We start from the raw sequence: 24,041 nt of genomic DNA, 5'->3' as shown, positions 1-24,041 counted from the left end.
TTTCAATGTGATGAACATCGAAACCACATGAAACACAAGGATCGGACCAATGAAATGATACATCAGAAGCGCGGTTTTTCTTGCCAGATTGGCTGCGCTGTTTCTAACATCTAGTGGCAAGCTATCCGCCCGCACTCTTTCTACGTCGCATCGAAGGAGAGCATTCAGAGGCGCAATTCGGTAACGCGACGGGTTTCACGAATGGATATCACGTTTCTTCTGAACGGAGAGACAGTGGAGTTGGCGAATGTCGATCCGACAGTCACCTTGTTGGATTGGCTGCGCGAGGATCGCTCTCTGACCGGCACCAAAGAAGGCTGCAACGAAGGTGATTGCGGTGCCTGCACTGTCATGGTGACGGATCAGGGAGGAGCCAAAGCTCTGAACTCCTGCATTCTGTTCCTGCCTCAGCTCCACGGCAAAGCGGTGCGCACCGTCGAAGGCGCCAGCAGCCCGGACGGGAAGGCCCACCCGGTACAGCAGGCAATGGTTGATCTGCACGGGTCGCAATGTGGCTTTTGCACCCCCGGCTTTGTAATGTCGATGGTGGCCGGGCATGCGAATGGTGCAACCGATCACGACACACAGCTGGCCGGGAACCTGTGCCGATGCACGGGCTATGCGCCGATTATCCGTGCCGCCAAAGCCGTCGAAAAGCACCCTGTTCCCGTCTGGGTCAAGGACAAGCCTGACGCAGCACCCGCCGCGTCTCCTATGCTGCCGCGGTCCTCGGACGAGCTTGCCGCCATTTATGCCGAACACCCAGAGGCCACCCTGGTCGCTGGCGCGACCGATGTAGGCCTTTGGGTCACCAAACAGTTGCGCGACCTGAAAACAGTAATCTTCATGAACGGTTGCGATGATCTGAAACAGATCACGGTTACTGACAATGAAATTCGCCTTGGTGCCATGGTCGATATGAACCGCATGGGCGAAGCGCTGGGGGATCTGCACCCCTCTTATGCTGAAATGATCCGCCGCTATGCCAGCGTACAGGTGCGGCACGCCGCAACCGTAGGCGGTAATATCGCCAATGGGTCACCAATCGGTGACAACCCGCCTGCACTGATTGCCCTGGGCGCCAGCCTGCACCTGCGCAAAGGCGACACAAGGCGAACGCTGCCCTTGGAAAAGTTCTTCATCGACTATGGAAAACAGGATCGCGTACCCGGAGAATTCGTCGAAGCCGTAAGCTTCCCGCGCCAGGCGGATCGGTTGAAATGCTACAAGCTCAGCAAACGGTTTGATCAGGATATTTCGGCCGTTTGTGGGTGTTTCAACATTACCGTTGCAGAAGGTACCGTCACTCAGGCGCGCATCGCATTTGGCGGCATGGCGGGCGTTCCGAAACGCGCCACTCAAGTCGAAACTACGTTGACCGGCAAGCCATGGACAGCTGCTACGGTTCAATCCGCTCTGACGATGTTTGCCGAGGATTACGCGCCAATGTCAGATATGCGCGCCTCGGCTCATTACCGCCTTGAGACGGCGAAAGCGATGCTGGAGCGTTATTTCCTTGAAGATCAGGGCCAAGTAACCAATGTGCTGGAGGTGTCGGCATGAGCGTGACAAAACCACTGCCTCATGACGCCGCGCCGCTGCATGTGTCCGGTTCGGCCCGCTATGTGGACGATATCCCAACACCAAAAGGCACGTTGCATCTGGCCTTTGGCCTCAGCCCCATCGCCAAGGGTCGGATTGCCGCGATGGACCTGTCAGCGGTCAAGGCGGCCGACGGCGTGGTCATGGTGATGACCGCCGAAGACCTGCCTTTTGCCAATGATGTCTCACCGTCCATTCATGACGAGCCCTTGCTGTCAGACGGCACCGTCCACTATATCGGCCAGCCCGTGTTTCTGGTTGTCGCCACCAGCCATCTGGCAGCGCGCAAAGCCGCGCGACTGGGCAAGATCGACTATGCCGAAGAAACCGCGATCCTGACGATTGAGCAGGCTCTGGCCGCCGACAGTCGGTTCGAGGACGGCCCGCGCATCTACACCAAAGGTGATGCAGACGCCGCCATCGCAGGCGCGGCGCATGTGATCGAAGGCAGTTTTGAGCTTGGCGGGCAAGAGCATTTCTATCTGGAAGGTCAAGCTGCACTGGCGGTGCCGAATGAGGGTGCTGATATGCTGGTCCATAGCTCGACCCAGCACCCGACTGAGATTCAGCACAAAGTGGCAGAGGCTCTGGGCGTTCCCATGCATGCTGTGCGCGTTGAAACCCGGCGCATGGGCGGCGGGTTCGGGGGCAAGGAAAGCCAGGGCAACGCTCTGGCTGTTTCCTGCGCAGTGGCTGCGCGGGCAACCGGCAAGGCCTGCAAGATGCGCTATGACCGCGATGACGACATGATCATCACCGGTAAGCGGCATGCCTTTCGCATTGGCTATAGGGCCGGGTTCGATCAGGACGGGCATATTCAGGGGGTATCCTTTCTGCACCACGCCATATGCGGATGGGCACAAGACCTGTCGCTGCCCGTCGCGGATCGGGCGATGCTGCATTCCGACAATGCTTATCTGCTGCCCAATGCGCGGATCGAAAGTCACCGGCTGAAAACCAACACCCAATCTGCCACCGCCTATCGGGGGTTTGGAGGCCCTCAGGGTATGGTTGGAATCGAACGCGTCATGGACCACGCCGCGCATGAGCTGGGTCTGGATCCGGTCGAACTGCGCCGCAGGAACTATTACGCTGCCCCGGCGGGTACCGATGACCATGCCCCTGATCGCAATGGCGGCGATACGCCAAACACCACCCCTTATGGCATGGAAGTCGAAGATTTCGAACTTCACGGCATGACCGAAGCCTTGTTGAATTCCAGCGACTATGCCGCGCGCAAGGCAGCAATTCAGAAATGGAATGCCGAGAACAGCGTGATCAAAAAGGGCATCGCCTTCTCTCCGGTCAAGTTCGGCATTTCCTTCACTCTGACCCATCTGAATCAGGCCGGCGCGCTGGTGCATGTGTACCAGGACGGGTCCGTGCACCTGAACCATGGCGGTACCGAGATGGGCCAAGGCCTGTTTCAAAAAGTGGCCCAGGTTGCCGCCTCACGCTTTGGTATTCCGCTAGAGATGGTGAAGATCACCGCCACAGACACGGCCAAAGTGCCGAACACCTCGGCAACGGCGGCATCCTCGGGAAGCGATCTCAACGGCATGGCGGTGAAAGCCGCCTGTGACACGATCCGCGACCGGATGGCAGAGTATCTGGCCGAGCGACATCAGGCCGACCCGTCGGCTGTCACCTTCGGGGATGGTCATGTATCGGTTGGTGAGGAACGCTATACCTTTGCCGAAGCGGCTGCGCTGACCTATCAGGGCCGCATCAGCCTTTCGGCCACCGGCTTCTATAAGACACCCAAGATCGAATGGGACCGGATCAAAGGCCAAGGTCGTCCGTTTTTCTACTTCGCCTATGGCGCCTCGATCACCGAAGTTGCCGTGGACACACTAACCGGTGAGAACCGCATCTTGCGCACGGATATCTTGCATGACGCGGGCGCGTCGCTGAACCCTGCGCTGGATATCGGTCAGGTCGAAGGTGGCTATGTGCAGGGCGCGGGTTGGTTGACGACCGAAGAACTCGTCTGGGATGGCACAGGCAATCTGCGCACCCATGCGCCATCGACCTACAAGATCCCGGCTTGTTCCGACCGCCCCGACATCTTCAACGTTGCTCTTTGGGAGGCTGAAAACCGTGAGGACACGATCTATCGCTCGAAAGCGGTAGGCGAACCTCCATTCATGCTTGGGATATCCGCCTGGCTGGCACTGTCGAATGCGGTGGCGGCCTGCGGAAACAGCTACCCCGCATTGGATGCCCCCGCCACGGCAGAAGAAGTCTGGCATGGTGTCCAAAGGATGAAGGGGGACGACTGATGGGATTTGACCTTGAGACTTTGAGGGAGGCGGTCAAAACCCATGGGCGCGTGATCCGGGTAGTCATCGCCGGGATCAAGGGCTCGTCCCCACGCGATGTTGGTGCCGCAATGCTGGTCTGGCAGGACGGGCAATCCGGCACGATCGGCGGCGGCACACTTGAGTTTCAGGCAGCCGAAGCGGCGCGGATACAAACCGCCCAATCGCGCCTGACCCATCACGCGCTTGGCCCCGACATGGGCCAGTGCTGCGGTGGCGCTGTTTCCTTGCTAAGCGAGGTCTATGACCGCAACAACATCAACGATCTGGGCGACAGCATCATTGCGCGCCCAACATCGGGCCAGGACATGCCACTGTCGGTCAAACGCCTGTTGACCGAAGCCCGCGGACAAGGGATTGCACCAGAGGCACAGCTGATCGAAGGCTGGATGGTCGAGTCGGTCCACAAACCAGCGCGTGCACTGTGGGTCTGGGGCGCGGGTCACGTCGGTCGCGCCCTGGTGGATGTCCTGTCACCGCTGCCCGATCTCGCAATCACTTGGGTCGATACAGGATCCAAGCGGTTTCCAGAAACCGTACCGAACGGAGTCACCGCCGTCCCTGCCGCGAAACCAGCGGAACTGGTTCGGCATGCGCCGCGTGATGCTGAACATCTGGTGCTGACTTATTCACACAATCTGGACTTGGAATTGTGCAACCGTCTGCTTTCGCACGATTTCCGCTTTGCGGGGCTGATCGGCTCGGCTACGAAATGGGCGCGGTTCCGGTCTCGGCTGGCGGCGCTGGGGCACTCGCCCGAGCGGATCAGCCGGATCACCTGCCCGATTGGCGACCCGGGCCTGGGCAAGCACCCGCAGATGATTGCCGTGGGCGTCGCATCACAACTGCTGCGCCCGATCGGGCAAAACAATTTGAAGAAGGATCTGAGCGCGTGACCACTCCACTGCTAAGTTTGCAAGGACTGACCAAAGCCTATCCCGGCGTCGTGGCCAATGATCAGGTGTCCTTTGACATCGGTGAGGGCGAAGTTCATGCCCTGTTGGGCGAAAACGGCGCGGGAAAATCCACGCTGGTCAAAATGATCTATGGCTTGGTGAAGCCCGACAGCGGCACCATGCTGTTGCGTGGCCAACCCTTTGCTCCGCCCGAGCCGCGCGCCGCGCGTGCTGACGGAATCGCGATGGTATTTCAGCATTTTTCGCTGTTCGACGCGCTAAACGTGGCCGAGAACATCGCATTGGGGATGGAGAACCCGCCACCAATGGGCGACCTGGCCTCACGCATTCGGGAAGTTTCGGAAACCTACGGTCTACCGCTGGACCCCTTTCGTACAGTCGGTGACCTGTCCGCGGGGGAACGCCAACGGGTTGAGATCATTCGCTGCCTTCTGCAGGATCCAAAGCTTTTGATCATGGACGAACCAACCAGTGTTCTGACTCCGCAAGAAGTCGATATCCTTTTCGAAACGCTGAATAAATTGCGGTCTGAAGGCACATCGATCCTGTATATCTCGCACAAGCTTGAAGAAATCCGCACCCTATGCGACCACGCTACGATCTTGCGTTTGGGCAAGAATGTGGGCGAATGCGTTCCGTCTGAAACCTCGGCCCGGGAGATGGCCGAGTTGATGGTCGGTTCAACCCTGCAAACACCTGAGCGCGGAGGCCGCGAGTTCGGCGAGGTCGCGCTGGATGTCAGCGGGCTTTCCGTGCCCTCACCGTCTGAATTCGGCACCGCGCTGAAGAATGTCCACATGACAGTTCGCAAAGGCGAAGTGCTGGGAATTGGCGGTGTTGCCGGCAACGGACAGGACGAACTGCTGGGTGTCCTGTCTGGCGAAATCCAGACAGCTGCCGATGCGATCAAGTTCGATGGCCAGCCGATTGGCAAACTGGGCCCAACCGCACGGCGCAAGCTGGGCGTACTGACCGCCCCCGAAGAGCGGTTGGGACATGCAGCCGCCCCAGACATGAGCCTGACCGAAAACGCCCTGCTGACCGGATCGGTCCGCGAAGGGTTGGAAAGCAACGGGTTCTTGAAATGGGCAGAAACCAAAAGCTTTGCTGAAAAGATTATCAGCGCCTTTGATGTGCGCACGCCAGGGCCCGAGAATGCGGCCCGGTCGTTGTCAGGCGGCAACCTACAGAAATTCGTGATCGGACGCGAGGTATTGCAGAACCCCGATGTGCTGGTCGTGAACCAACCCACATGGGGGGTGGACGCCGCTGCCGCTGCGTCGATCCGGCAGGCCATTCTGGACCTTGCCGCCAAGGGCACGGCGGTGGTCTGCATCAGCCAGGATCTGGACGAATTGATGGAAATCTCGGACAGCTTTGCCGCCCTGAATGAAGGCAGGCTCAGCGCGCCACGCACAACCACGGGTCTGACCGTGGATGAGATCGGCCTGATGATGGGTGGTGCACATGGCATGGAGGTAGCCCATGTCTGATGCAAAACAAAATATGACGACGGGGGTGTGAGCAGATGATTGTATTGGAGAAACGGCCACAGCCGTCCAAGGCGTGGTCTTATGCGACCCCGGTTGTGGCGGTACTGGCGACGATGCTGTTTGGCGGCATATTGTTTGCCGTCCTGGGTAAAAACCCGGTTCAGGCCATCGGCACCATTTTCTGGGAGCCTCTGTTCGGTGAATTCGCCTTTTATTACCGCCCGCAGCTGTTGGTGAAGGGCGCGCCGTTGGTGCTGATTGCGATTGGCCTGTCGTTAGGCTTCCGCGCCGGTATCTGGAACATCGGCGCCGAGGGTCAGTATATCATGGGCGCCATCTTTGGTGCGGGGGCCGGGCTGGCCTTTTACCCGCTGGATGCCTGGTATGTCTTTCCGATCATGGTGATGGCAGGTGCGCTTGGCGGTTGGCTCTGGGCCTCTATTCCGGCCTTTCTGAAGGTGCGCTTTGGCACCAATGAAATTCTGGTCTCGCTGATGCTGGTCTATGTGGCTGAACAGATGATGGCCTCGGTCTCGCTGGGACTGCTGAAAAACCCCGAAGGGTTCGGTTTTCCGGGTTCACGCAATCTGCAATCCTATGAGAGTGCGCATAATGCCGAGCTGATCGCAGGATCGGGGATGCATTGGGGCGTTGTGACCGCACTGATAGCCGTGATCTTTTCCTATATCCTGCTGAACCGGCACATGCTGGGCTTTCACATCCGCCTGACGGGTGAGGCCCCGCGCGCAGCCAAATTCGCCGGGGTAAACCCAGCACGACTGATCCTGTTCTGTCTTGGCCTGTCAGGCGCACTGGCCGGGCTGGCGGGGATGTTCGAAGTCTCGGGCCCCTCGGGTGTTGTCAGCATCGACTTTAACGTCGGCTATGGCTTTACCGCGATCATCGTGGCCTTTCTGGGTCGACTGCATCCGGTGGGCATCCTGCTAGCCGGTGGTCTAATGGCGTTGACCTATATCGGTGGTGAAATTGCGCAGTCCCAAATGGGTCTTCCTGCCGCGGCCATTCAAGTATTCCAGGGGATGCTGCTGTTCTTCCTTCTGGCCTTCGACCTTTTGACCAACTACCGCATCCGTGCGGCCCGTAGCGAGGTGGCGTAATCATGGACCTTGGTGAGATTAATCCCGTACTTCTGGTCGCGTCACTTATGGTGGCTGCAACCCCCCTGCTTCTGGCCGCGATCGGTGAATTGGTCGTAGAAAAAGCAGGAGTTCTGAACCTTGGCGTAGAGGGCATGATGATCGTTGGCGCGATCAGCGGTTTTGCGATCTCGGTCGAGACTGGGTCGCCCTGGCTGGGCTTTGTCGCCGCCGCCATAGGCGGTGCAGTACTGTCCCTGCTGTTTGTGCTGCTGACGCAGGTGGCGCTGGCCAATCAGGTTGCCAGTGGCCTGGCGCTTACTCTGTTTGGTTTAGGGTTCAGCGCCCTGCTCGGTCAAAGCTATGTGGGTGTCAAACCCCCCAGCATGGGCGATATCCATATCCCGGTGATCAGCGATATTCCGGTGATCGGCCCGATCCTGTTTCAGCATGACCCGATCCTTTATGTCGGCATCGCTTTGACAGCGGCTGTCTGGGCTACACTTAAATACACTCGCGTCGGACTGATCCTGCGCGCGGTAGGTGAAAACCACGATGCAGCGCATGCGCTTGGCTATAAGGTGATCAAGATCCGCATCATGGCGATCCTGTTCGGCGGTGCCTGTGCCGGGCTGGGTGGGGCCTATATCAGCTTGATCCGGGTGCCACAGTGGACCGAGGGCATGACAGCCGGTGTCGGCTGGATCGCCCTGGCCTTGGTCGTCTTCGCCAGTTGGAAGCCATGGCGCGCCCTGCTGGGTGCCTATTTGTTCGGCGGTATCACCGTGTTGCAGCTGAATTTGCAGGCAGCGGGCGTTGCCATCCCGGTCGAGTATCTGGCAATGTCGCCCTACATCATCACGATCCTTGTGCTTGTGATCCTTTCCGCCGACAAAAGCAGCGCACCTGCCTCACTCGGCCGGATATTCCATGCCTCGCATTAGACGGGGACAACTGAACCAACTTGGGGAGTAACACATGAAAATTACTACATTTCTGGCAAGCGCCGCCATGGCGCTGGGTTTGGCAACTACTGCCATAGCCGAAGACAAAACCAAGGTCGGCTTTGTATTTGTCGGCCCGGTGGGCGACGGTGGCTGGACCTATGAACATAACAAGGGCCGTCTGGCGGTTGAAGAAGAGTTCGGCGACAAGGTCGAAACCGTGTTTGTTGAATCCGTGCCCGAAGGCCCGGATGCAGAGCGGGTGATGACCCAGATGGCGCTGGAAGGTGCAGACCTGATCTTTACCACCTCGTTCGGATACATGGATCCGACCATCAACGTGGCCAAGAAATTCCCGAACGTGAAGTTCGAACACGCGACCGGCTATAAAACAGCCGACAACGTTTCGGTTTATTCGGCACGTTTCTATGAAGGTCGTGCGGTACAGGGCCATATCGCGGGCAAGATGACCAAGTCGAACATTGTTGGCTATATCGGGTCCTATCCGATCCCCGAAGTGGTCCGCGGAATCAACTCGGCCTATATCCACGCCAAGAAGGTCAACCCGGATGTCGAGTTCAAGATCATCTGGGCCTACACTTGGTTCGATCCGGCGAAAGAAGCAGATGCCGCCACTGTTCTGATCGAACAGGGCGCGGACGTGATCCTGCAGCACACCGACTCGACCGCACCGCAAGCAGCTGCGCAAGAGGCGGGCAACGTCATCACTTTCGGCCAGGCCTCGGACATGAGCGAATACGCTCCGTACCCGCGCGTCTCGTCGATCATCGATGACTGGGCGCCTTACTATATTGCACGGACCCAGGCCGTCATGGATGGCACATGGGAAAGCGCCAATACATGGGATGGCATCCGCGAAGGCATGGTTGCAATCGGCGAAATCTCGGACGCGGTTCCCGCTGACGTCAAAGAAGAGGCACTGGCGCTGAAAGCGGCCATGGCCGCGGGTGAATACCACCCCTTCACCGGACCGCTGAAAAAGCAGGACGGTAGTGACTGGCTGGCCGAAGGCGAGACCGCAGACGACGGTACACTGGCCGGCATGAACTTCTATGTCGAAGGCTTGGAAGGTGAGATTCCGCAGTAAGGCGGCACAGGATAACGCAGAAAGGCCCGCCATGTGTGGGCCTTTTTTGATTTTGCCACCTGTTTTATGCCACTCTTGATCTTCGATAGCCCGAAACCAGCGCCAAGCACATTGATCCGCGGCTCTACCGATCAACGAGGACCAGATGAATTCAAAACGCGAATTGCTGCAGAAACTGTTGAAAGGTATCGAAACCGGGGATGCCGAGGCCGCAGCCGTCGTCAACGAAGAAAAATACATCCAGCACAATCCCCAGACCCATGAAGGCAGCGAGGGGCTGGCCACGTTGTTTGCCCGCCTGTCGAAAACAAATCCCAAGGTTAAATTTGTTCGCGTTTTTGAAGATGGCGAATTCGCTTTTGCCCATAACGAATATGATTTTGCCGAAGTTAAGGCCGCGTTCGAGGTCTTTCGGTTTGAAGACAGCAAAGCTGTTGAGCACTGGGATAACATTCAGCCCCTGCGCGGCCCAAACGCTTCGGGACGCGGCATGCTTGATGGGCCAACTGAAATCACGGATATTGACAGAACCGAACAGAACCGGGAATTGGTCGACAACTTCTCGCAAACGGTCCTGATAGACCGGAAAACCGAGCGGATGAAGGCGTTTGTTGATGCGAACCTGATACAACACGATCCCGATGGCGTTGACGGCATCGACGCCTATCGCATGGTGCTTGAAGCTAGATCAGACGCGGAGTTGATCGTTCAGTATCACCGCGTCCATCGTGTGCTGGCAGAAGGGAATTTCGTCCTGTGCATGAGCGAAGGTGCCAGTCACGGAAAACATACCAGCTTTTATGATCTGTTTCGGGTCGCAGACGGAGTGATCGTCGAGCAGTGGGGCACTATGGAAACCATAGCGCCCCGTAGCGAGTGGAAGAATGACAACGGCAAATTCTGATCTAAGTAAGGGCCGTTAATGCCCAGTCAGAACCAGCGTGTTCACCGGCATCAGGATCAAACGCAGGCGCAGACCCGCCGCATGAACCACGCCGATCGTGTCGACCACATGCAGGAAAGCAGAGTGCCAAAAGCCCAAATCTTCATGCTCCAGCCGCTCGTGGTTATCGGTGTAGACATTCGCCAGACAGTTGCTGCCGGGCGGGATATCATCCGCCATGCCCTTATAAAGCGGTTCAAAATAAACCAGGATCGAGCCCGGCACCTTGTTGGACTGCACGTCTCTCAGCTCGTCTGACGGGCGAATTTGTCCCGATGGGATCACATCCTGAACTTCGACCACCACAACCGGAATAACCGTGAACGGCTTGGTCATGCAGCCCAGCTCTCCGACCATGCCGGGCTTGATAACCTGCGCCGACATCTGATTGAACGCAGCCTGAAAGCGGTCATGCCCGGAGTTTGACGGCACAAGAATACCTGCTGGACGCAGCAGAGGACTGACGTAATCGCCAACCTGAAGGCCGAACTGTTCGATCCTCCCCGTCACACCCGCGTTGATCACAGTCTTGTCCAGCTCGGTCAAAGCAGCATCCAGGTTCGCATTGGCGCTGGCCAGTTGGGCCGGGATCAGCTCTTCGATTTGCTGTACGACGGCAGCGCGTTGCGATTCAGCCGCAACCAGCTTGGCCTCTCGTTCAGCGACAAGGTTTTCCAGCCGGTCAATCTCGGCCAGGCGGACGGCGCTTGACCCTTCGTCCCGCAGGGTCGTATTGCGTTGCAAGTCCTCCAGCGCCTGATCCAGCGCCGCTTTTGCGCCCGCGATCCCGGCGGCGGCCTCGGCCAGATCGGTCTCCGCGACTTTCAGTGACGCCTGAACTTGCGCGATCTGCGCATGCGCTGCCTCAACCATTGCAGTCTGAGTAAAGTCCTCGATCCGGAAGATTGGCTGCCCAGCAACGACCTGTTGGTTGTTGGAGACATAGACCTCGGACACTCGCCCACCCAGTTGCGGCAAGATCGTTACCGTGCGGAAATACGACGCCGCAGTTTTGCTGGCCGGGTGAAAATAGAACAGAGTGGTGATCACGGTCAGCGCCATAATGGCACAGGTTGTCAGACCCCAGCGCAGCTCGTACCACATGGTGAATAATGTGATCTCGTGCCCGATACGTTTTCCCTGCACAAAGCGGCGGAACAGATAATCAGGCAGCACTGTAACCAGCGCGCACATCAGTGTTTCAAGCATGTCCTATTGCTCCTGCTGCGCGACGGGTTCGGGGGATGGAACGGGATCGGGATCAGCAGGCGGTTGCGGCGCCAAAGATCGGATCGCATCGGCAATGGCACGCAAGGGCGCACCTATGTCGGGAAACTGGAATCCGGCGACCAGAATGGCTGCAATCCAGAACAATCCGTTATGAGTGAACAAAGCCAGCAGCGCAAGAATTCCCACAAGCTGAAACTGCGGGTGGTTGGATTCATGCGCGAGCTTTTCGGGGATCGAATGCAGGGTGAAATAGCCAACGCCGATCAGGATGATCACCACAACCGTGAAAATGAACATGACCGTCAAAAGAAAATCGCTGCCATCCGCCTGGGTCACGTAAGACGGAATGTGCCCCGTGGCCAATGGGTGTAAATCTGCTGTGCTCACCCTGCCCTCCTCTAAATGCTTTCCACTTCTTTGGATGGGTTGATGCGCAAATTCAACCCTGCTTAAAGTCTCAATTAGAATTCTACGGTCGTGCAGGGCGCATTCGACGTCAGAAAATCACGACTGCGGCCAGCAAAGGGGCGACATGATAGATTTCCTGATTATCGGCGGCGGTATTGCCGGGCTTAGCGTGGGCGCGCGGTTGTCAGAGCGCGGCCAGGTCACCGTGCTCGAAGGCGAAGAGGCGCTGGGCTATCACGCATCAGGCCGGTCCGCGGCTATGTTTGCACCCGCCTATGGTCCGCCTGCTGTTATTGCCCTCAACTTTGCCAGCGCAGCACATTTTGAGACGAATGACTATCTGTCGCCACGCGGCTGGGTTCTGATCGGCGGGAAAGACCAACACGATGTGTTTCACCGGGATGCCGATCAACTTGGCGGCCGACAGATTTCCTTTGACGCGGCACAATCCCTTATCCCGATCCTGAACCCCGAAACCGTCGGGTTCGCGGCGCACAGCGACAGTGAACAAGATATAGATACCGACCGCATGATGCAGGATTTCGCCCGGACGATCCGTGGGAATGGTGGATCCGTTCTGACCCGGCAAAGCGTCACGGCAATTCGCAAACATAGGCACTGGATCGTCGAGGCCACCGAGAGCTTTGAGGCACGACACATCGTCAATGCAGCCGGCGCCTGGGTTGACGAAATCGCGGCGATGGCCGGTATCGCGCCGATTGGTATCCAGCCGCGCCGCCGCTCAATGGCCCGTATCCCGGCCCCCGGCGGGCATGACTTGCGCGCCTGGCCCATGATGTTGGGTGCGGGCGAAAGCTGGTATGCTAAACCCGACGCGGGCAAATTGCTGGTCTCACCTGCCGATGCCGATCCGACCGCCGCCCATGATGCGTTTGCCGATGACATGGTTCTGGCCGAGGGCTTGGCCCGGTACGAGGCAATGGTCACCGAGCCTGTGACACGGGTCGAAACCAACTGGGCGGGCTTGCGCAGTTTCGCACCGGATGGCAGCCTGGTTTTGGGGCCCGATCCGACCGATCCTACGTTTATCTGGTCTGCCGGTCAGGGTGGTTACGGGTTTCAGACGGCCCCTGCTGCATCCCAACTGGTAGCGGATCTGACAGTCGGCAACCAATCAAGTCTGGACACGGCGACCATCGCCTCTCTGAGACCAGACAGGTTGCACAGATGAACAAGCGCCCGTTACCCTCCAACGCCAGCGTCGCGACTGTAGGAGAGAACGGTCAGTTGGTCGCTCCGGCAGCCAGCCGTAACGTCGGGGCTTTGTGTGATCTTCTGGACCAGTTCGCCCCTTTGACCGGACAAGCGCTGGAACTGGCAAGTGGCACCGGTCAGCACATCGCAGCCTTTGCCGAGTGCCGCCCCGGCATGCATTGGCAACCCAGTGAGGTTGAATCCGAACGGCGGGCCAGCATCAATGCCTACACCGCGGGCCTGCCGAATGTGTCTAAAGCAGAAGTTCTGGATGCAACCATCGAGGGTTGGCATCAGCCGTTTGGCGGCAGGGATCTGATCGTTCTGATCAATCTCTTGCACCTGATCAGCTGGGCCGAAGTGGAAACGCTTGTCGGTGAGGCAGCGCAAGCACTGAACGCGAATGGCCGGTTGATCCTTTATGGTCCTTTCATGCGCAACAATCGCCTGACCAGCGCGGGGGATCAACGATTTCATACAGCTCTGGTCCAGCAGGATGCTGAAATCGGATATAAAAACGACGGAGACGTTTCTGAGCTTTTGGCCAATCACGACCTGAAAATCCTGGAAGTCGCGGAGATGCCTGCAAATAACCTGGCCTTCATCGTGGAAAAATCTGACACCTGATCCAGATCAAAGCCCGACCGAGGCCAACTAAACATATTCCAAACACACGATGTTAAATGGAATGTAGCATGCCCTGGCAGGAAAAGATCAACGACACGCGAAAAGGTCTTCGCAATTTGAACGGCGCAATCCCTGATACCGCCCGCGCCTTCGGTGCGCTTGGCGCGGCGGTCAAGCAAGGCGGAACGCTGGACTACAAGACCAAAGAATTCATCGCTCTTGGCATATCCATAGCGGACCGATGCGAACCCTGTATCATGCTGCACACCGAAGCTTTGATCAAAGCCGGCGCGTCACGTGACGAGGTTTCGGACGTTCTGTCCATGGCGGTTCAGATGGGGGGCGGGCCGTCGATGATGTACGCCTCTAAGGCGCTGGACTGCTTCGACGAGCTGAGTGCATGAAAAAAGCCCGCGTGCTGCGGGCATTTGAAGGCGGCACCAAAAAGGTGCCGCCGTTCTTATCCAGATCAGCCGTCCTTGCGGATGACCTCGTTTTTCGGATCATAGGGGCTGTCGCATGTTACGACTGCATCCCACAATTTGTCCTGAAGCTTGACCTTCAGCTTGGTGCCTTCCACCGCCAGATCGGGCTTCACATAGCCCATGCCGATGGATTTCTCGAAGGCCACCGAATAACCGCCCGAGGTCAGACGACCGACGCGTTCACCTTCCGGCGTATACAGCACTTCACGGCCCCACGGATCGGCATCCTCCGGTCCGTCGATCAGCAGGGTGCAGCATTTCACGCGTACGCCAGTCTCTTCCAGCTTGGCCTTGCCATAGAAGTCTTTGGACAGATCGACAAAGCGCGGCAGGTCGGCTTCCAGCGGGGTCGCGTCGCGGCCCAGTTCGGTACCAAACGCGCGATAGGATTTCTCCTGACGCAGCCAGTTTTGGGCGCGGGCACCAACCAGCTTCATGCCATGCTTCTCACCGGCTTTTTCCAGCAGGTCGAACAGGTAGTTCTGCATCTCAATCGGGTGGTGAAGTTCCCAACCCAGCTCACCGGTATAGGCCACGCGGATCGCGTTGACCGGGCACATGCCCAGTTCGATCTGACGGGCCGACAGCCATGGGAAGCGCTTGTTGGACAGTGCGGTTTCCGGATCGGCGTCTTTGATGACCTCTTTCAGAACGTCCCGCGATTTGGGTCCGGCGATGGCAAAAACGCCCCACTGAGTGGTCACATCTTGGATCTCGATGTAACCGAACTCCTCCATCTTGTCCTCGGCCGCCTTGCGCAGGTAATCGGCGTCGTACTCAGTCCAGGCACCAGCAGAGACGATGTAGTAGTTGTTCTCGCCGTTACGGACGATGGTGTATTCGGTGCGGGTGGTACCGTGCGAGGTCAGCGCGTAGGTCAGGTTGATACGACCGACCTTGGGCAGCTTGTTGCAGGTGAACCAATCCAGGAACTGGGTCGCACCGGGGCCTTTGACGACATGCTTTGTGAAGGCCGATGCGTCGATCAGGCCAACGCCTTCGCGGATCGCCTTTGCTTCGTCAACGGCATGCTGCCACCAGCCACCGCGGCGGAACGAGCGGGCATCATGGTCGAAGTTTTCGGGTGCATCCAGCGGACCGAAATAGTTCGGGCGCTCCCAGCCGTTAACCCAGCCAAACTGTGCGCCACGCGCTTTCTGACGGTCATAGGCCGGAACAGTCCGCAGCGGGCGGCAGGCAGCACGTTCTTCATCGGGGTGGTGCAGGATATAGACGTGCTCATAGCACTCTTCGTTCTTGCGCGCCGCGAACTCGGTGGTCATCCAGTTGCTGCTATAGCGTTTGGGATCCAGCGAGGCCATGTCGATCTCGGCTTCTCCATCGACCATCATCTGGGCCAGATAGTATCCGGTGCCGCCTGCGGCGGTGATACCGAACGAGAACCCCTCGGCCAGCCACATGTTGCGCAGACCCGGAGCCGGACCAACCAGCGGGTTGCCGTCGGGCGTGTAGCAGATCGGGCCGTTGAAATCGTCTTTCAGGCCGGATTCGGCACAGGACGGCACGCGCTCGGCCATTGCCATATACTGATCTGCAATCCGGTCGAGATCGAGCGGGAACAGATCAGCACGGAAGCTGTCCGGCACGCCGTGTTCGAACTGCGCCGGCGCACCATGTTCATAGATCCCCAAAATCCAGCCGCCGCGTTCCTCGCGTGCGTAGGATTCGTTGTCGGCATCGCGGACAACAGGGTGTTCGGGGTTGCCCGCTTCACGCCATTTGACCAGCTCAGGGTCTTTGTCCATGACGATGAAGGTGTGTTCGACCGGGATCGCGGGCATCTTGATGCCCAGCATTTTCGCGGTCCGCTGTGCGTGGTTGCCCGATGCGGTCACGACATGCTCGGCGGTGATAACCACCTGCTCATCCGACGGAATGAGGTTACCGCCCTTCTCGACCATTTTGGTGCAGGTGACTTCCCAATGAGTGCCATTCCAATGGAAGGCATCGGCCTGCAGCTTGCGAACGATCTCAACACCGCGTTGACGCGCACCCTTGGCCATCGCCTGTGTCACGTCTGCTGGGTTAATATAGCCGTCCTCGGTGTGATAGATCGCGCCCTTCAGGTCCGAGGTCTCGATCAGCGGCCAGCGTTCCTTAATCTGGTCCGGAGTCAGCCATTCATAGGCAACGTCACAGGTTTCGGCGGTGGACGCGTACAGCATGTATTCGTCCATGCGCTCCTGGGTCTGCGCCATGCGCAGGTTGCCAACCACGGCGAAACCCGCGTTCAGGCCGGTCTCATCCTCAAGCTGCTTGTAGAAATCGACCGAGTATTTGTGGATATGCGTCGTCGCATAGGACATGTTGAACAGCGGCAGCAAACCCGCCGCATGCCAGGTCGAGCCTGATGTCAGTTCGTCCCGCTCGATCAGCATGACATCGTCCCAGCCTGCCTTGGCCAGATGATAGGCAATCGAAGTGCCGACGGCGCCGCCGCCAACGACCAGTGCTTTGACTTGGGTTTTCATAGCCGGGTGTCTCCCCTTGGAATCTGTTGCCACCATATGGCGCAATCAGCGCCCACCGCGCGACATTCATCCGACCAGTGATATAAAAAAAACGACCCTCAGACATCTGGGGGTCGTTTTTCCTAAAAGTTTTGAACTTTCTCAGCCGCCAGACAGCGAGCAGGTCTTGCGCGCATCTTTGAAGGCGCATTTGCCCGAAGACCCTGCTCCACCCTTGTTCACACGAATCTCGGATGCTTCGTTCACACGTTTCCCAGAAGCATCGGCAGTTTCTGAACCTTTAAAAAACGACTTCAAACCGCCGAACAAACCGCCCGAGCTTTTCGGTTCGACCTCTTTTTCTTCCGACCCACCCGTTAGTTTCCCGAAAAGTCGCCCAAAAACACTGCCGCCAGAACCATCCGCATCTGCGTTTTCAATTTCCAGGCCAGCCAACCCTTTGCGATACCCGATCTGGATCAAATCATCCGGGGATTGGATATTGTTTGCGGTCAGATCGAAAGCATCAGATGGCAACCCGTGTTGTGCCGCCATTGTATTGGCAAGCAAGGCCAACCCGTTGATGTTTTCGATCCGCAACTGAGCAATCTCGCTGCGCAGCCGGGTGAACTCGGCCCGGACTTCGGCCATTTGCAAGGCGCGCTCTATGCCGCCATCCGGGTCGGTAACCGCCTCGTTTCCTACACCAGGCACCGGCCGGCTAAGCAACGCGTTCATCCCATCATAGTCAAGCTGGCTGAGGAATATGCGCACATCCTGCTCAGGGGCATCCGTGTACATCTCAACACGTATTTCCTCACCCAGACCCAGGGTGCCCGTATAGATCTGGAACCCAACCGGCTGTGTCAGATCCGTCACTTTGGCAGTGATCATCGACCAGACTTTACGGACATCGAGATGGATCGGGCTGTACTCAGCTTCGACGAACTGAAAATAGGCAACGCCCCCGATCACACCGAACGGAGCATAATTGCTGGCGCCGAAATCCATCGAGTCGATCGATCTTGCGATATTGCCCGCAAGTGAATCCGCGGAAGCCTCCTGCCGCAGTTTGATCTCAATCCAGTAAGTGTGACCAGCCTTTTCATAAACCCAGCTTACCTTATCCAGTTTTTTGGCCTGTATTTCAGCTTTTTGAACCGCCACCTTACTGGCAAGCGGGCGCGCGGCCTCACTGACTGATTTCAAGCCCCCCCCTTCACGCGCATCGAGCGTGAAGTCACTGTCCATTATTGCCCGACGCGAAAGCTCTGAATCCGGGACCGGCATATAGGGCTTGCCCCCTGCGCGCCAACGCTTCTGGCGGTCGCGTTCTGCCGCTTCGGCATCCAGTTCTTCATGATAAAGGGCGAACCGCGTTTTGAGCGTTTCCACATAGCCGTTTGCCGACAGCGTACCTTGGTGTTTCTTATCCTGCTGGTAGTAATCCAGCCCGACGACAACCAATCCAACAATCAGCGCAAACCCGATCAGCCGCAACGCGTCCATCAAATTACCTCAATATTCATTCACTGCTTATTTCGCGCAGAATCTTTGAAAATTGAGGCATCCTTGTGGCCTAGATACGGAATAATCCGCGCGGTTTTTACCCGTCCCTAGCCGGAAATATTTTTCCCGGGTTCATGATATTGTCGGGATCAAGCGCCTTTTTCACCGCCTCCATAAAGGTCAGCGCTGCCCCTAGCTCCTTGGCCAGGTATGACCGCTTTCCTTGCCCGATCCCATGTTCCCCGGTACAGGTTCCCTCCATCTCGATCGCAAGGTCATTCAACCACCCAACAAACCCGTCCGCCTTGGCCACTTCGTCGGCGTTTTCCATATCGATCAACAGCAAGGTGTGAAAATTACCGTCCCCCACATGCCCGACAATCGGCGCCAAAAGCTCAAGTTCCTTGGCCTTGTTCCGGGTCGCAGTCACGCATTCTGCCAGTCGCGAGATCGGTACGCAAACATCGGTTGATATGCCCCGCGCACCGGGGCGCAACTGCAAGCTGGCCCAATACATATCATGGCGTGCCTGCCAGAGTTTGTTGCGTTCTTCGGTTGTCGAAGTGGCCGCGAAATCTGTGCCGCCGAACTCTTCGGCGATCTGACCAAATGTCTCAGCCTGCTCGACCGCACCACCAGTCGATCCATGAAACTCCAATAGCAAAAGCGAGGTTTCCGGTAAGGCCAGTCCCGAATAGGCGTTTGCGGCCTTCACCGACACCTCGTCCAACAACTCGATCCGGGCCACGGGAACGCCGTACTGGATCGTCATCATTACAGCCTGACATGCCGCGTCGACAGAAGGAAAAACACAACGCGCCGAGGTGATCGCTTCGGGGATGCCTTGCAGACGCAGAGTGAGTTCTGTGATGATGCCCAGCGTGCCCTCTGCGCCTACCATCAGGCGGGTCAAGTCATACCCGGCCGACGACTTTCTGGCCCGCTGCCCGGTCCGGATGATTTGCCCGTCCGGCATCACGGCCTCAAGGCTAAGGATATTGTCCTTCATCGTACCATAGCGCACCGCATTGGTTCCCGAGGCACGGGTCGCCGCCATACCGCCCAGCGAGGCGTTCGCACCGGGATCAATCGGAAAGAACAGACCCTGATCACGCAGATGAGTGTTCAGCTCTTCTCGCGTTACACCTGGTTGCACGACACAATCCAAATCACCGGAATGAACGGCCAGTACCTTGTTCATCTGAGACAGATCAACCGAAATGCCACCGGCTGGCGCGTTCACATGCCCTTCCAGCGAGGTTCCGGTGCCAAAGGCAATCACAGGGACCTTATGCGTGGCGCAGGCCTTGACGATTTCCGAGACTTCCTGGGTCGAATGCGGAAACACCACTGCATCAGGGGGCTGGTTTTCGATCCATGTGGTCGTATGCCCGTGCTGCTCGCGGATCGCCTGACCCGTTTGCAAACGGTCGCCGAATTGCTGTTTCAGAATGCCGACGACCGTTTCAATCCCCGCCTCGTTTCGCCGAAGCGACTTTGCTTGCACCATGCTTTCCCTTTCTGACTGGCCGCTAGACTATTCGCCCAGCGCAATGCCCTCACGTCGCGGATCGGCACCGCCTGTCAACATGTCCCCGATCTCGATGGCATGAAGACCTGATGTCAGATCACGCGCGTTGACCTCATAGCCAAGTTCGGTCAGCGCATCCGAAAGCCCTTCGGCCCCGGTGCCCTGTTCCACGTCGAACGTGCCGAAACGATTGACCAGATGCGGCAGTGCCAAGGCCTGTTGCACATCCATATCCCAATCTGCCCAGGCGATGATCGACTTGGCAACATAGCCGATAATCCGGCTTCCGCCCGGCGATCCGATGGCCAGAACCGGTGCACCGTCCTGCATCACAATGGTCGGGCTCATGGATGAGCGCGGGCGTTTGCCCGGTTCCAGACGGTTGGCAATCGGAACGCCATCACTGTGGGTTTTGAACGAGAAATCCGTCAGCTCATTGTTCAACAGGAACCCGTTGGTCATCAGCCGCGATCCAAAGCCGTTTTCGATCGTCGTGGTCATGGACAGCACATTGCCATACTGGTCCACGATCGAAATATGCGAGGTCGACGGAAGTTCCAGCGAGATATCATCCGCCCAGTTCGAGGCATGGTCAAATTCGGGATTCCCCGGAACGGCGTCGATCAATGCGGCCTCACCGCTCAGCAACGCGCCCCGTTCGGACAAATAGGCAGGATCGACCAGCCCCTGTGTCGGCATCGGGACAAAATCATGGTCAGCCATATAGCGCCCACGGTCGGCAAAAGCCAAACGCGAAGCATCCCCAATCAGCCGCCAGGATCTGATATCTTCGGGGCCTGACGCTGCCAGATCATAGCCGTTCAACATGCCCAGAATCTGCCCAACCGTCAGCGCCCCTGAGGATGGCGGGCCCATTCCGCAGACTTCATAAACGCGGTAGGTGGCACAGACGGGGTCACGTTCGATGACCTGATAAAGCGCCAGATCTGTACCAGACAGCACGCCCGGATTCCCAGGCGCGTTGCGAACCGTGCTGACGATCCCGGCGGCAATCTCTCCTCCGTAGAATCCAGCTGATCCTTCCGCAGCCATGATGCGCAGCGTTTCCGCATAGGCCGGGTTCGTCAACCGCTGCCCCTGTGCAAGCGGCTGTCCTTCCGGCAGGAAATACGCGGCTGTCTCGGGAAATCGCGACAGGCGTTCCGCGTCATTCTCAACAAGGCTGGCCAATCGAGGGGAAACCAAAAAACCCTCATCAGCCAAATTAATGCCGTCAGAAAACAGGCCGGGCCACGGACTGCGGCCCCAGCGGCGATGCGCCTCTTCCAACAAAGCCGGGGTGCCGGGTGTGCCGACAGAAAGTCCCCCGACAACCGCATCAAAGAATTTCAGCGGTTCGCCATTCTCGTCCTGAAACAGACGATGGGTGGCCTCAAGCGGGGCGGATTCACGTCCGTCCAGTGTTGTCAGCTTGCCAGAGGCCGCATCATACCAGACCAGAAATGCACCACCACCAAGGCCCGAGGATTGCGGCTCGACCAAACCAAGTACAACCTGCACGGCAACCATCGCATCAGCCGCCGAACCGCCTGCCCGCAGCACCTTGGCCCCAGCCTCAACCGCCAGAGGGTTGGCCGCGGCCACCATCCAGTTCTGCGACGTCACGGGTTCACCGGCCAATTTCGCTTCGAGTGAGGCTATGACTTCTGCGGTCAGGCCTTGAACCTGCCCGTCAGTACCACCCTCGGGTGCAACTGCATCCGCAGCTTCCTGAGAGGCCAACGGCCCGGCAAAGGTCATGGTTGCCAAAAGCAATCCCGAAATCAGACTTCGTTTCATAGTATCCTCCTGAAAAATTGACTTTGTATCGTCCGGCCACCAAGCCGCGTACTATAACATGGACGGAACAACCTGGTCCGGTGGTCGGTGGCCGTCTTCGAATGTCTTGATATTTATGATAACTTTTTCACCCATTTCGATCCGCCCCTCAAGCGTGGCAGATCCCATATGCGGCAACAGAACCACGTTCGGCAACTGCCGTAGGCGAGGGTTCACCTTCGTTCCGTGTTCATAAACGTCAAGACCTGCACCTGCGATATCGCCTGACCGGATTTGGCGGGTTAGCGCGTTTTCATCGACTACTTCGCCACGTGACGTATTGACTAGCACTGCACTCGGCTTCATCAGCTTTAGCCGCCGGGCATTCATCAGGTGGAAAGTCGAAGGCGTAGACGGGCAGTTGACCGAGATCACATCCATCCGTGCGACCATCTGATCAAGGCTTTCCCAATAGGTCGCCTCAAGCTCTTGCTCTGTCTCCGGTCTCAACCTACGACGGTTGTGGTAATGTATCTGCATTCCGAAGGCACTGGCACGACGGGCAACCGCCTGACCAATCCGGCCCATCCCCAAAATGCCAAGACGCCGCCCACCGATCCGCCCACCCAGCAACGCGTTGGGTGACCATCCTTGCCAGTCCCCTTTTTGCATGACGGACAGCCCCTCGGGGATGCGGCGGGTCACGGCCAATATCAGCGCCATAGTCATATCCGCAGTATCGTCGGTCAGCACACCGGGCGTATTCGACACAAGGATGCCGCGCTGACGGGCGGTTGCGACATCGATATTGTCAACCCCTGCCCCATAGTTGGCGATCAGTCGCAGCCTTTCACCCGCCCGCCCCAGCAATCCGCCATCAATCGAGTCTGTAACCGTTGGTACAAGTACATCCGCTTCTTGTACGGCCGCTACAAGCTCTTCTCGGGTCATGGGTGCGTCGTCCGCACGCAACCGGACATCGAACAGCTCGCTCAATCGGGTTTCAACAGCCTCGGGCAACCGTCGCGTAACGACAACACTCAGACGTTCTCTAGGCACCTGTGTACTCCCACTGCTTTGCAAACTTTCGCGCGTCATGGCATCGTGGCGCAGGATAGGGCGGGGCACAAGAACCCCTGGGCATTGATCCAACCTTTTTTCGAAGCAAAATTAACAGGCATAAGAGCAGACTGTCAGTGAGTGTTCTCCTACCAGTAAATCGCCGGATTCTGGCGCTTTTTTCAGTAATTTTGCTTGTGCTTGGTCCCTTTGTGGCCAGCGCACAGGATAAGCGCGGCCAGGTCACGAATCTGCCTTTGCCACGGTATGTTTCCATGAAAGCGGCCGAGGGAAACGTGCGCAGAGGACCATCCCTGTCGCATCGAATCGACTGGGTGTTCAAACGGCGCGGGATGCCTTTGCAGGTGACGGCGGAATATGGCAACTGGAGAAAGGTTCAGGACCGCGATGGCGCAGGGGGTTGGGTCCATTACGCCTTGTTGTCTGGCGTGCGCACAGTACTGATCGAATCCGACTTGCTGCCGGTCTATTCCAACCCGGACCCAAACTCGCAGGTCAGTGCGCGGTTTGAAACCGGCGTTGTCGCGCGGCTTGGAACCTGCACGATCGAGTGGTGTCGCATCTCTGCAGGTGGATATCGTGGCTGGGCCCTGAAATCCAACCTTTGGGGCGTCGATCCCTCAGAGATTCGCGAGTAGCGCTGATCTCAGAGCAACCGGCAATGAAGTTCCCGATCCGCCACTCTCGAACTTGCTTATTCTTGTTATCTGCTTCGGCATTGGGCGGCCCTACGTAAGCAGGAGGCGCAACAAAGGGGTGCAGCGCCAGAAAGACCACATTCGCGACTGCCACTCGCCCTCGTTAAACCAATCGAAAACCTGCTTCCTGTCCGCCTGCCAGACGAATCCTCGCCCGGCCCAGCCGTTCAACATCTGTCCGCAGAGTCATGCTTCTTTGGCGGAAGAGCCAATTCACAGCCGTTGCCGTCAAACCATGTTCAACACCTTCGGGCAGGAAGAGGTGCTGCTAACATGACCCGTGAAAGATGCTCTGAATTTTTTTTATAACTGGCCTAATTTTTTTGCCTGAAAGCTCTTGAACCCTACCAACAACAATCGTAGATAGCGCCTCACCGTTGGGGTGTAGCCAAGTGGTAAGGCAGCAGTTTTTGGTACTGTGTATCGTAGGTTCGAATCCTACCACCCCAGCCAGTTCATCAGATCATAGAACGACAACAGGCTCTTGGGGCTAAACCCTCCGAGAAATGCCCCCGTTTATGCCCCAGCCACCCGAACCACCCGTTAACAATCATAGCGGGTTCTGCGGGGGTGCCCCTCCCAC

Annotated in this window: 19 protein-coding genes and 1 tRNA gene; 13 read left to right on the top strand and 7 right to left on the bottom strand. The window is 57.8% G+C overall.

What is annotated here, in order from left to right; translation table 11 throughout:
- Window positions 1-201 precede the first annotated feature (201 nt).
- From xdhA to AC2FFF_RS17345, 8 genes are all read left to right on the top strand, one after another.
- Window positions 202-1,563 carry a xanthine dehydrogenase small subunit gene (xdhA, locus tag AC2FFF_RS17380; protein ID WP_281973642.1) on the top strand — a complete coding sequence of 454 codons (1,362 nt, stop codon included), beginning with the start codon at window positions 202-204 and terminating at the stop codon, window positions 1,561-1,563.
- Window positions 1,560-3,884: a xanthine dehydrogenase molybdopterin binding subunit gene (xdhB, locus tag AC2FFF_RS17375; protein ID WP_281996086.1), complete on the top strand. Its 2,325-nt coding sequence runs from the start codon at window positions 1,560-1,562 to the stop codon at window positions 3,882-3,884. Before xdhA ends, xdhB begins: the two co-directional genes overlap by 4 nt.
- Complete coding sequence (xdhC, locus tag AC2FFF_RS17370; RefSeq protein WP_496883012.1) at window positions 3,884-4,819, top strand: xanthine dehydrogenase accessory protein XdhC; 936 nt, start codon at window positions 3,884-3,886, stop codon at window positions 4,817-4,819. Before xdhB ends, xdhC begins: the two co-directional genes overlap by 1 nt.
- On the top strand, window positions 4,816-6,333 hold the full coding sequence (locus AC2FFF_RS17365) for an ABC transporter ATP-binding protein (protein WP_281973639.1): 1,518 nt from the start codon (window positions 4,816-4,818) through the stop codon (window positions 6,331-6,333). Before xdhC ends, AC2FFF_RS17365 begins: the two co-directional genes overlap by 4 nt.
- Before the next feature lie 35 nt (window positions 6,334-6,368).
- The gene (locus AC2FFF_RS17360) at window positions 6,369-7,451 is read left to right on the top strand and encodes an ABC transporter permease (protein ID WP_281973638.1); all 1,083 of its coding nucleotides are present in this window, start codon (window positions 6,369-6,371) and stop codon (window positions 7,449-7,451) included.
- A 2-nt stretch (window positions 7,452-7,453) separates the two neighbouring features.
- Complete coding sequence (locus tag AC2FFF_RS17355; protein ID WP_142638949.1) at window positions 7,454-8,374, top strand: ABC transporter permease; 921 nt, start codon at window positions 7,454-7,456, stop codon at window positions 8,372-8,374.
- 34 nt (window positions 8,375-8,408) lie between these two features.
- Window positions 8,409-9,482: a BMP family ABC transporter substrate-binding protein gene (locus AC2FFF_RS17350; RefSeq protein ID WP_281973637.1), complete on the top strand. Its 1,074-nt coding sequence runs from the start codon at window positions 8,409-8,411 to the stop codon at window positions 9,480-9,482.
- A gap of 145 nt (window positions 9,483-9,627) precedes the next feature.
- Window positions 9,628-10,386 (top strand): nuclear transport factor 2 family protein, encoded by a 759-nt coding sequence (locus AC2FFF_RS17345; RefSeq protein ID WP_271952556.1) that lies wholly within the window; start codon window positions 9,628-9,630, stop codon window positions 10,384-10,386.
- A gap of 15 nt (window positions 10,387-10,401) precedes the next feature.
- Here AC2FFF_RS17345 and AC2FFF_RS17340 read toward each other — a convergent pair whose 3' ends face one another.
- Together AC2FFF_RS17340 and AC2FFF_RS17335 are read right to left on the bottom strand one after the other, a co-directional pair.
- Window positions 10,402-11,634, bottom strand: coding sequence for an HlyD family secretion protein (locus AC2FFF_RS17340; RefSeq protein WP_142638954.1), 1,233 nt, complete (start codon window positions 11,632-11,634; stop codon window positions 10,402-10,404).
- A 3-nt stretch (window positions 11,635-11,637) separates the two neighbouring features.
- Window positions 11,638-12,042, bottom strand: coding sequence for a hypothetical protein (locus tag AC2FFF_RS17335; RefSeq protein ID WP_142638956.1), 405 nt, complete (start codon window positions 12,040-12,042; stop codon window positions 11,638-11,640).
- A gap of 145 nt (window positions 12,043-12,187) precedes the next feature.
- On the opposite strand from AC2FFF_RS17335, the gene AC2FFF_RS17330 reads away from it, so the two are divergent.
- The 3 genes from AC2FFF_RS17330 (at window position 12,188) to AC2FFF_RS17320 (ending at window position 14,309) form a co-directional block, all read left to right on the top strand.
- A complete protein-coding gene (locus AC2FFF_RS17330; RefSeq protein WP_142638958.1) occupies window positions 12,188-13,255 on the top strand; it encodes an NAD(P)/FAD-dependent oxidoreductase in 1,068 nt (355 codons plus the stop codon).
- On the top strand, window positions 13,252-13,905 hold the full coding sequence (locus AC2FFF_RS17325) for a DUF938 domain-containing protein (RefSeq protein WP_142638960.1): 654 nt from the start codon (window positions 13,252-13,254) through the stop codon (window positions 13,903-13,905). Before AC2FFF_RS17330 ends, AC2FFF_RS17325 begins: the two co-directional genes overlap by 4 nt.
- 68 nt (window positions 13,906-13,973) lie before the next feature.
- A complete protein-coding gene (locus tag AC2FFF_RS17320) occupies window positions 13,974-14,309 on the top strand; it encodes a carboxymuconolactone decarboxylase family protein (protein ID WP_142638962.1) in 336 nt (111 codons plus the stop codon).
- 65 nt (window positions 14,310-14,374) lie between these two features.
- On the opposite strand, the gene AC2FFF_RS17315 is transcribed toward AC2FFF_RS17320, so the two are convergent.
- From AC2FFF_RS17315 to AC2FFF_RS17295, 5 genes are all read right to left on the bottom strand, one after another.
- Entirely contained in the window at window positions 14,375-16,882 is a 2,508-nt protein-coding gene (locus AC2FFF_RS17315; RefSeq protein WP_142638964.1) for a GcvT family protein, read from the bottom strand.
- A gap of 141 nt (window positions 16,883-17,023) precedes the next feature.
- Window positions 17,024-18,370 (bottom strand): hypothetical protein, encoded by a 1,347-nt coding sequence (locus AC2FFF_RS17310; protein ID WP_281973633.1) that lies wholly within the window; start codon window positions 18,368-18,370, stop codon window positions 17,024-17,026.
- Window positions 18,371-18,467: 97 nt separating this feature from the next.
- Window positions 18,468-19,880 (bottom strand): FAD-binding oxidoreductase, encoded by a 1,413-nt coding sequence (locus AC2FFF_RS17305; RefSeq protein WP_281973632.1) that lies wholly within the window; start codon window positions 19,878-19,880, stop codon window positions 18,468-18,470.
- Window positions 19,881-19,907: 27 nt separating this feature from the next.
- Window positions 19,908-21,701, bottom strand: coding sequence for a gamma-glutamyltransferase (ggt, locus tag AC2FFF_RS17300; RefSeq protein WP_281973631.1), 1,794 nt, complete (start codon window positions 21,699-21,701; stop codon window positions 19,908-19,910).
- Between the two features lie 51 nt (window positions 21,702-21,752).
- Window positions 21,753-22,739, bottom strand: coding sequence for a 2-hydroxyacid dehydrogenase (locus AC2FFF_RS17295; RefSeq protein WP_281973630.1), 987 nt, complete (start codon window positions 22,737-22,739; stop codon window positions 21,753-21,755).
- 137 nt (window positions 22,740-22,876) lie between these two features.
- Between AC2FFF_RS17295 and AC2FFF_RS17290 the strand changes: the two genes are divergently transcribed.
- On the top strand, window positions 22,877-23,398 hold the full coding sequence (locus AC2FFF_RS17290; protein ID WP_142638974.1) for an SH3 domain-containing protein: 522 nt from the start codon (window positions 22,877-22,879) through the stop codon (window positions 23,396-23,398).
- Between the two features lie 438 nt (window positions 23,399-23,836).
- Window positions 23,837-23,911, top strand: a tRNA-Gln gene (locus AC2FFF_RS17285).
- The last annotated feature ends 130 nt before the right edge of the window (window positions 23,912-24,041 follow it).

It is taken from the genome of Ruegeria sp. YTSA226 (genome assembly GCF_059609905.1).
This window is presented reverse-complemented; position numbering and strand designations above follow the sequence as displayed.

What these genes read in the sequence shown, in the direction of transcription:
- xdhA (WP_281973642.1), top strand. Translation starts at nt 202, where the DNA reads ATGGATATCACGTTTCTTCTGAACGGAGAGACAGTGGAGTTGGCGAAT.
- xdhB (WP_281996086.1), top strand. Translation starts at nt 1,560, where the DNA reads ATGAGCGTGACAAAACCACTGCCTCATGACGCCGCGCCGCTGCATGTG.
- xdhC (WP_496883012.1), top strand. Translation starts at nt 3,884, where the DNA reads ATGGGATTTGACCTTGAGACTTTGAGGGAGGCGGTCAAAACCCATGGG.
- AC2FFF_RS17360 (WP_281973638.1), top strand. Translation starts at nt 6,369, where the DNA reads ATGATTGTATTGGAGAAACGGCCACAGCCGTCCAAGGCGTGGTCTTAT.
- AC2FFF_RS17355 (WP_142638949.1), top strand. Translation starts at nt 7,454, where the DNA reads ATGGACCTTGGTGAGATTAATCCCGTACTTCTGGTCGCGTCACTTATG.
- AC2FFF_RS17350 (WP_281973637.1), top strand. Translation starts at nt 8,409, where the DNA reads ATGAAAATTACTACATTTCTGGCAAGCGCCGCCATGGCGCTGGGTTTG.
- AC2FFF_RS17345 (WP_271952556.1), top strand. Translation starts at nt 9,628, where the DNA reads ATGAATTCAAAACGCGAATTGCTGCAGAAACTGTTGAAAGGTATCGAA.
- AC2FFF_RS17340 (WP_142638954.1), bottom strand. Translation starts at nt 11,634, where the DNA reads ATGCTTGAAACACTGATGTGCGCGCTGGTTACAGTGCTGCCTGATTAT.
- AC2FFF_RS17330 (WP_142638958.1), top strand. Translation starts at nt 12,188, where the DNA reads ATGATAGATTTCCTGATTATCGGCGGCGGTATTGCCGGGCTTAGCGTG.
- AC2FFF_RS17325 (WP_142638960.1), top strand. Translation starts at nt 13,252, where the DNA reads ATGAACAAGCGCCCGTTACCCTCCAACGCCAGCGTCGCGACTGTAGGA.
- AC2FFF_RS17320 (WP_142638962.1), top strand. Translation starts at nt 13,974, where the DNA reads ATGCCCTGGCAGGAAAAGATCAACGACACGCGAAAAGGTCTTCGCAAT.
- AC2FFF_RS17315 (WP_142638964.1), bottom strand. Translation starts at nt 16,882, where the DNA reads ATGAAAACCCAAGTCAAAGCACTGGTCGTTGGCGGCGGCGCCGTCGGC.
- AC2FFF_RS17310 (WP_281973633.1), bottom strand. Translation starts at nt 18,370, where the DNA reads ATGGACGCGTTGCGGCTGATCGGGTTTGCGCTGATTGTTGGATTGGTT.
- AC2FFF_RS17305 (WP_281973632.1), bottom strand. Translation starts at nt 19,880, where the DNA reads ATGGTGCAAGCAAAGTCGCTTCGGCGAAACGAGGCGGGGATTGAAACG.
- ggt (WP_281973631.1), bottom strand. Translation starts at nt 21,701, where the DNA reads ATGAAACGAAGTCTGATTTCGGGATTGCTTTTGGCAACCATGACCTTT.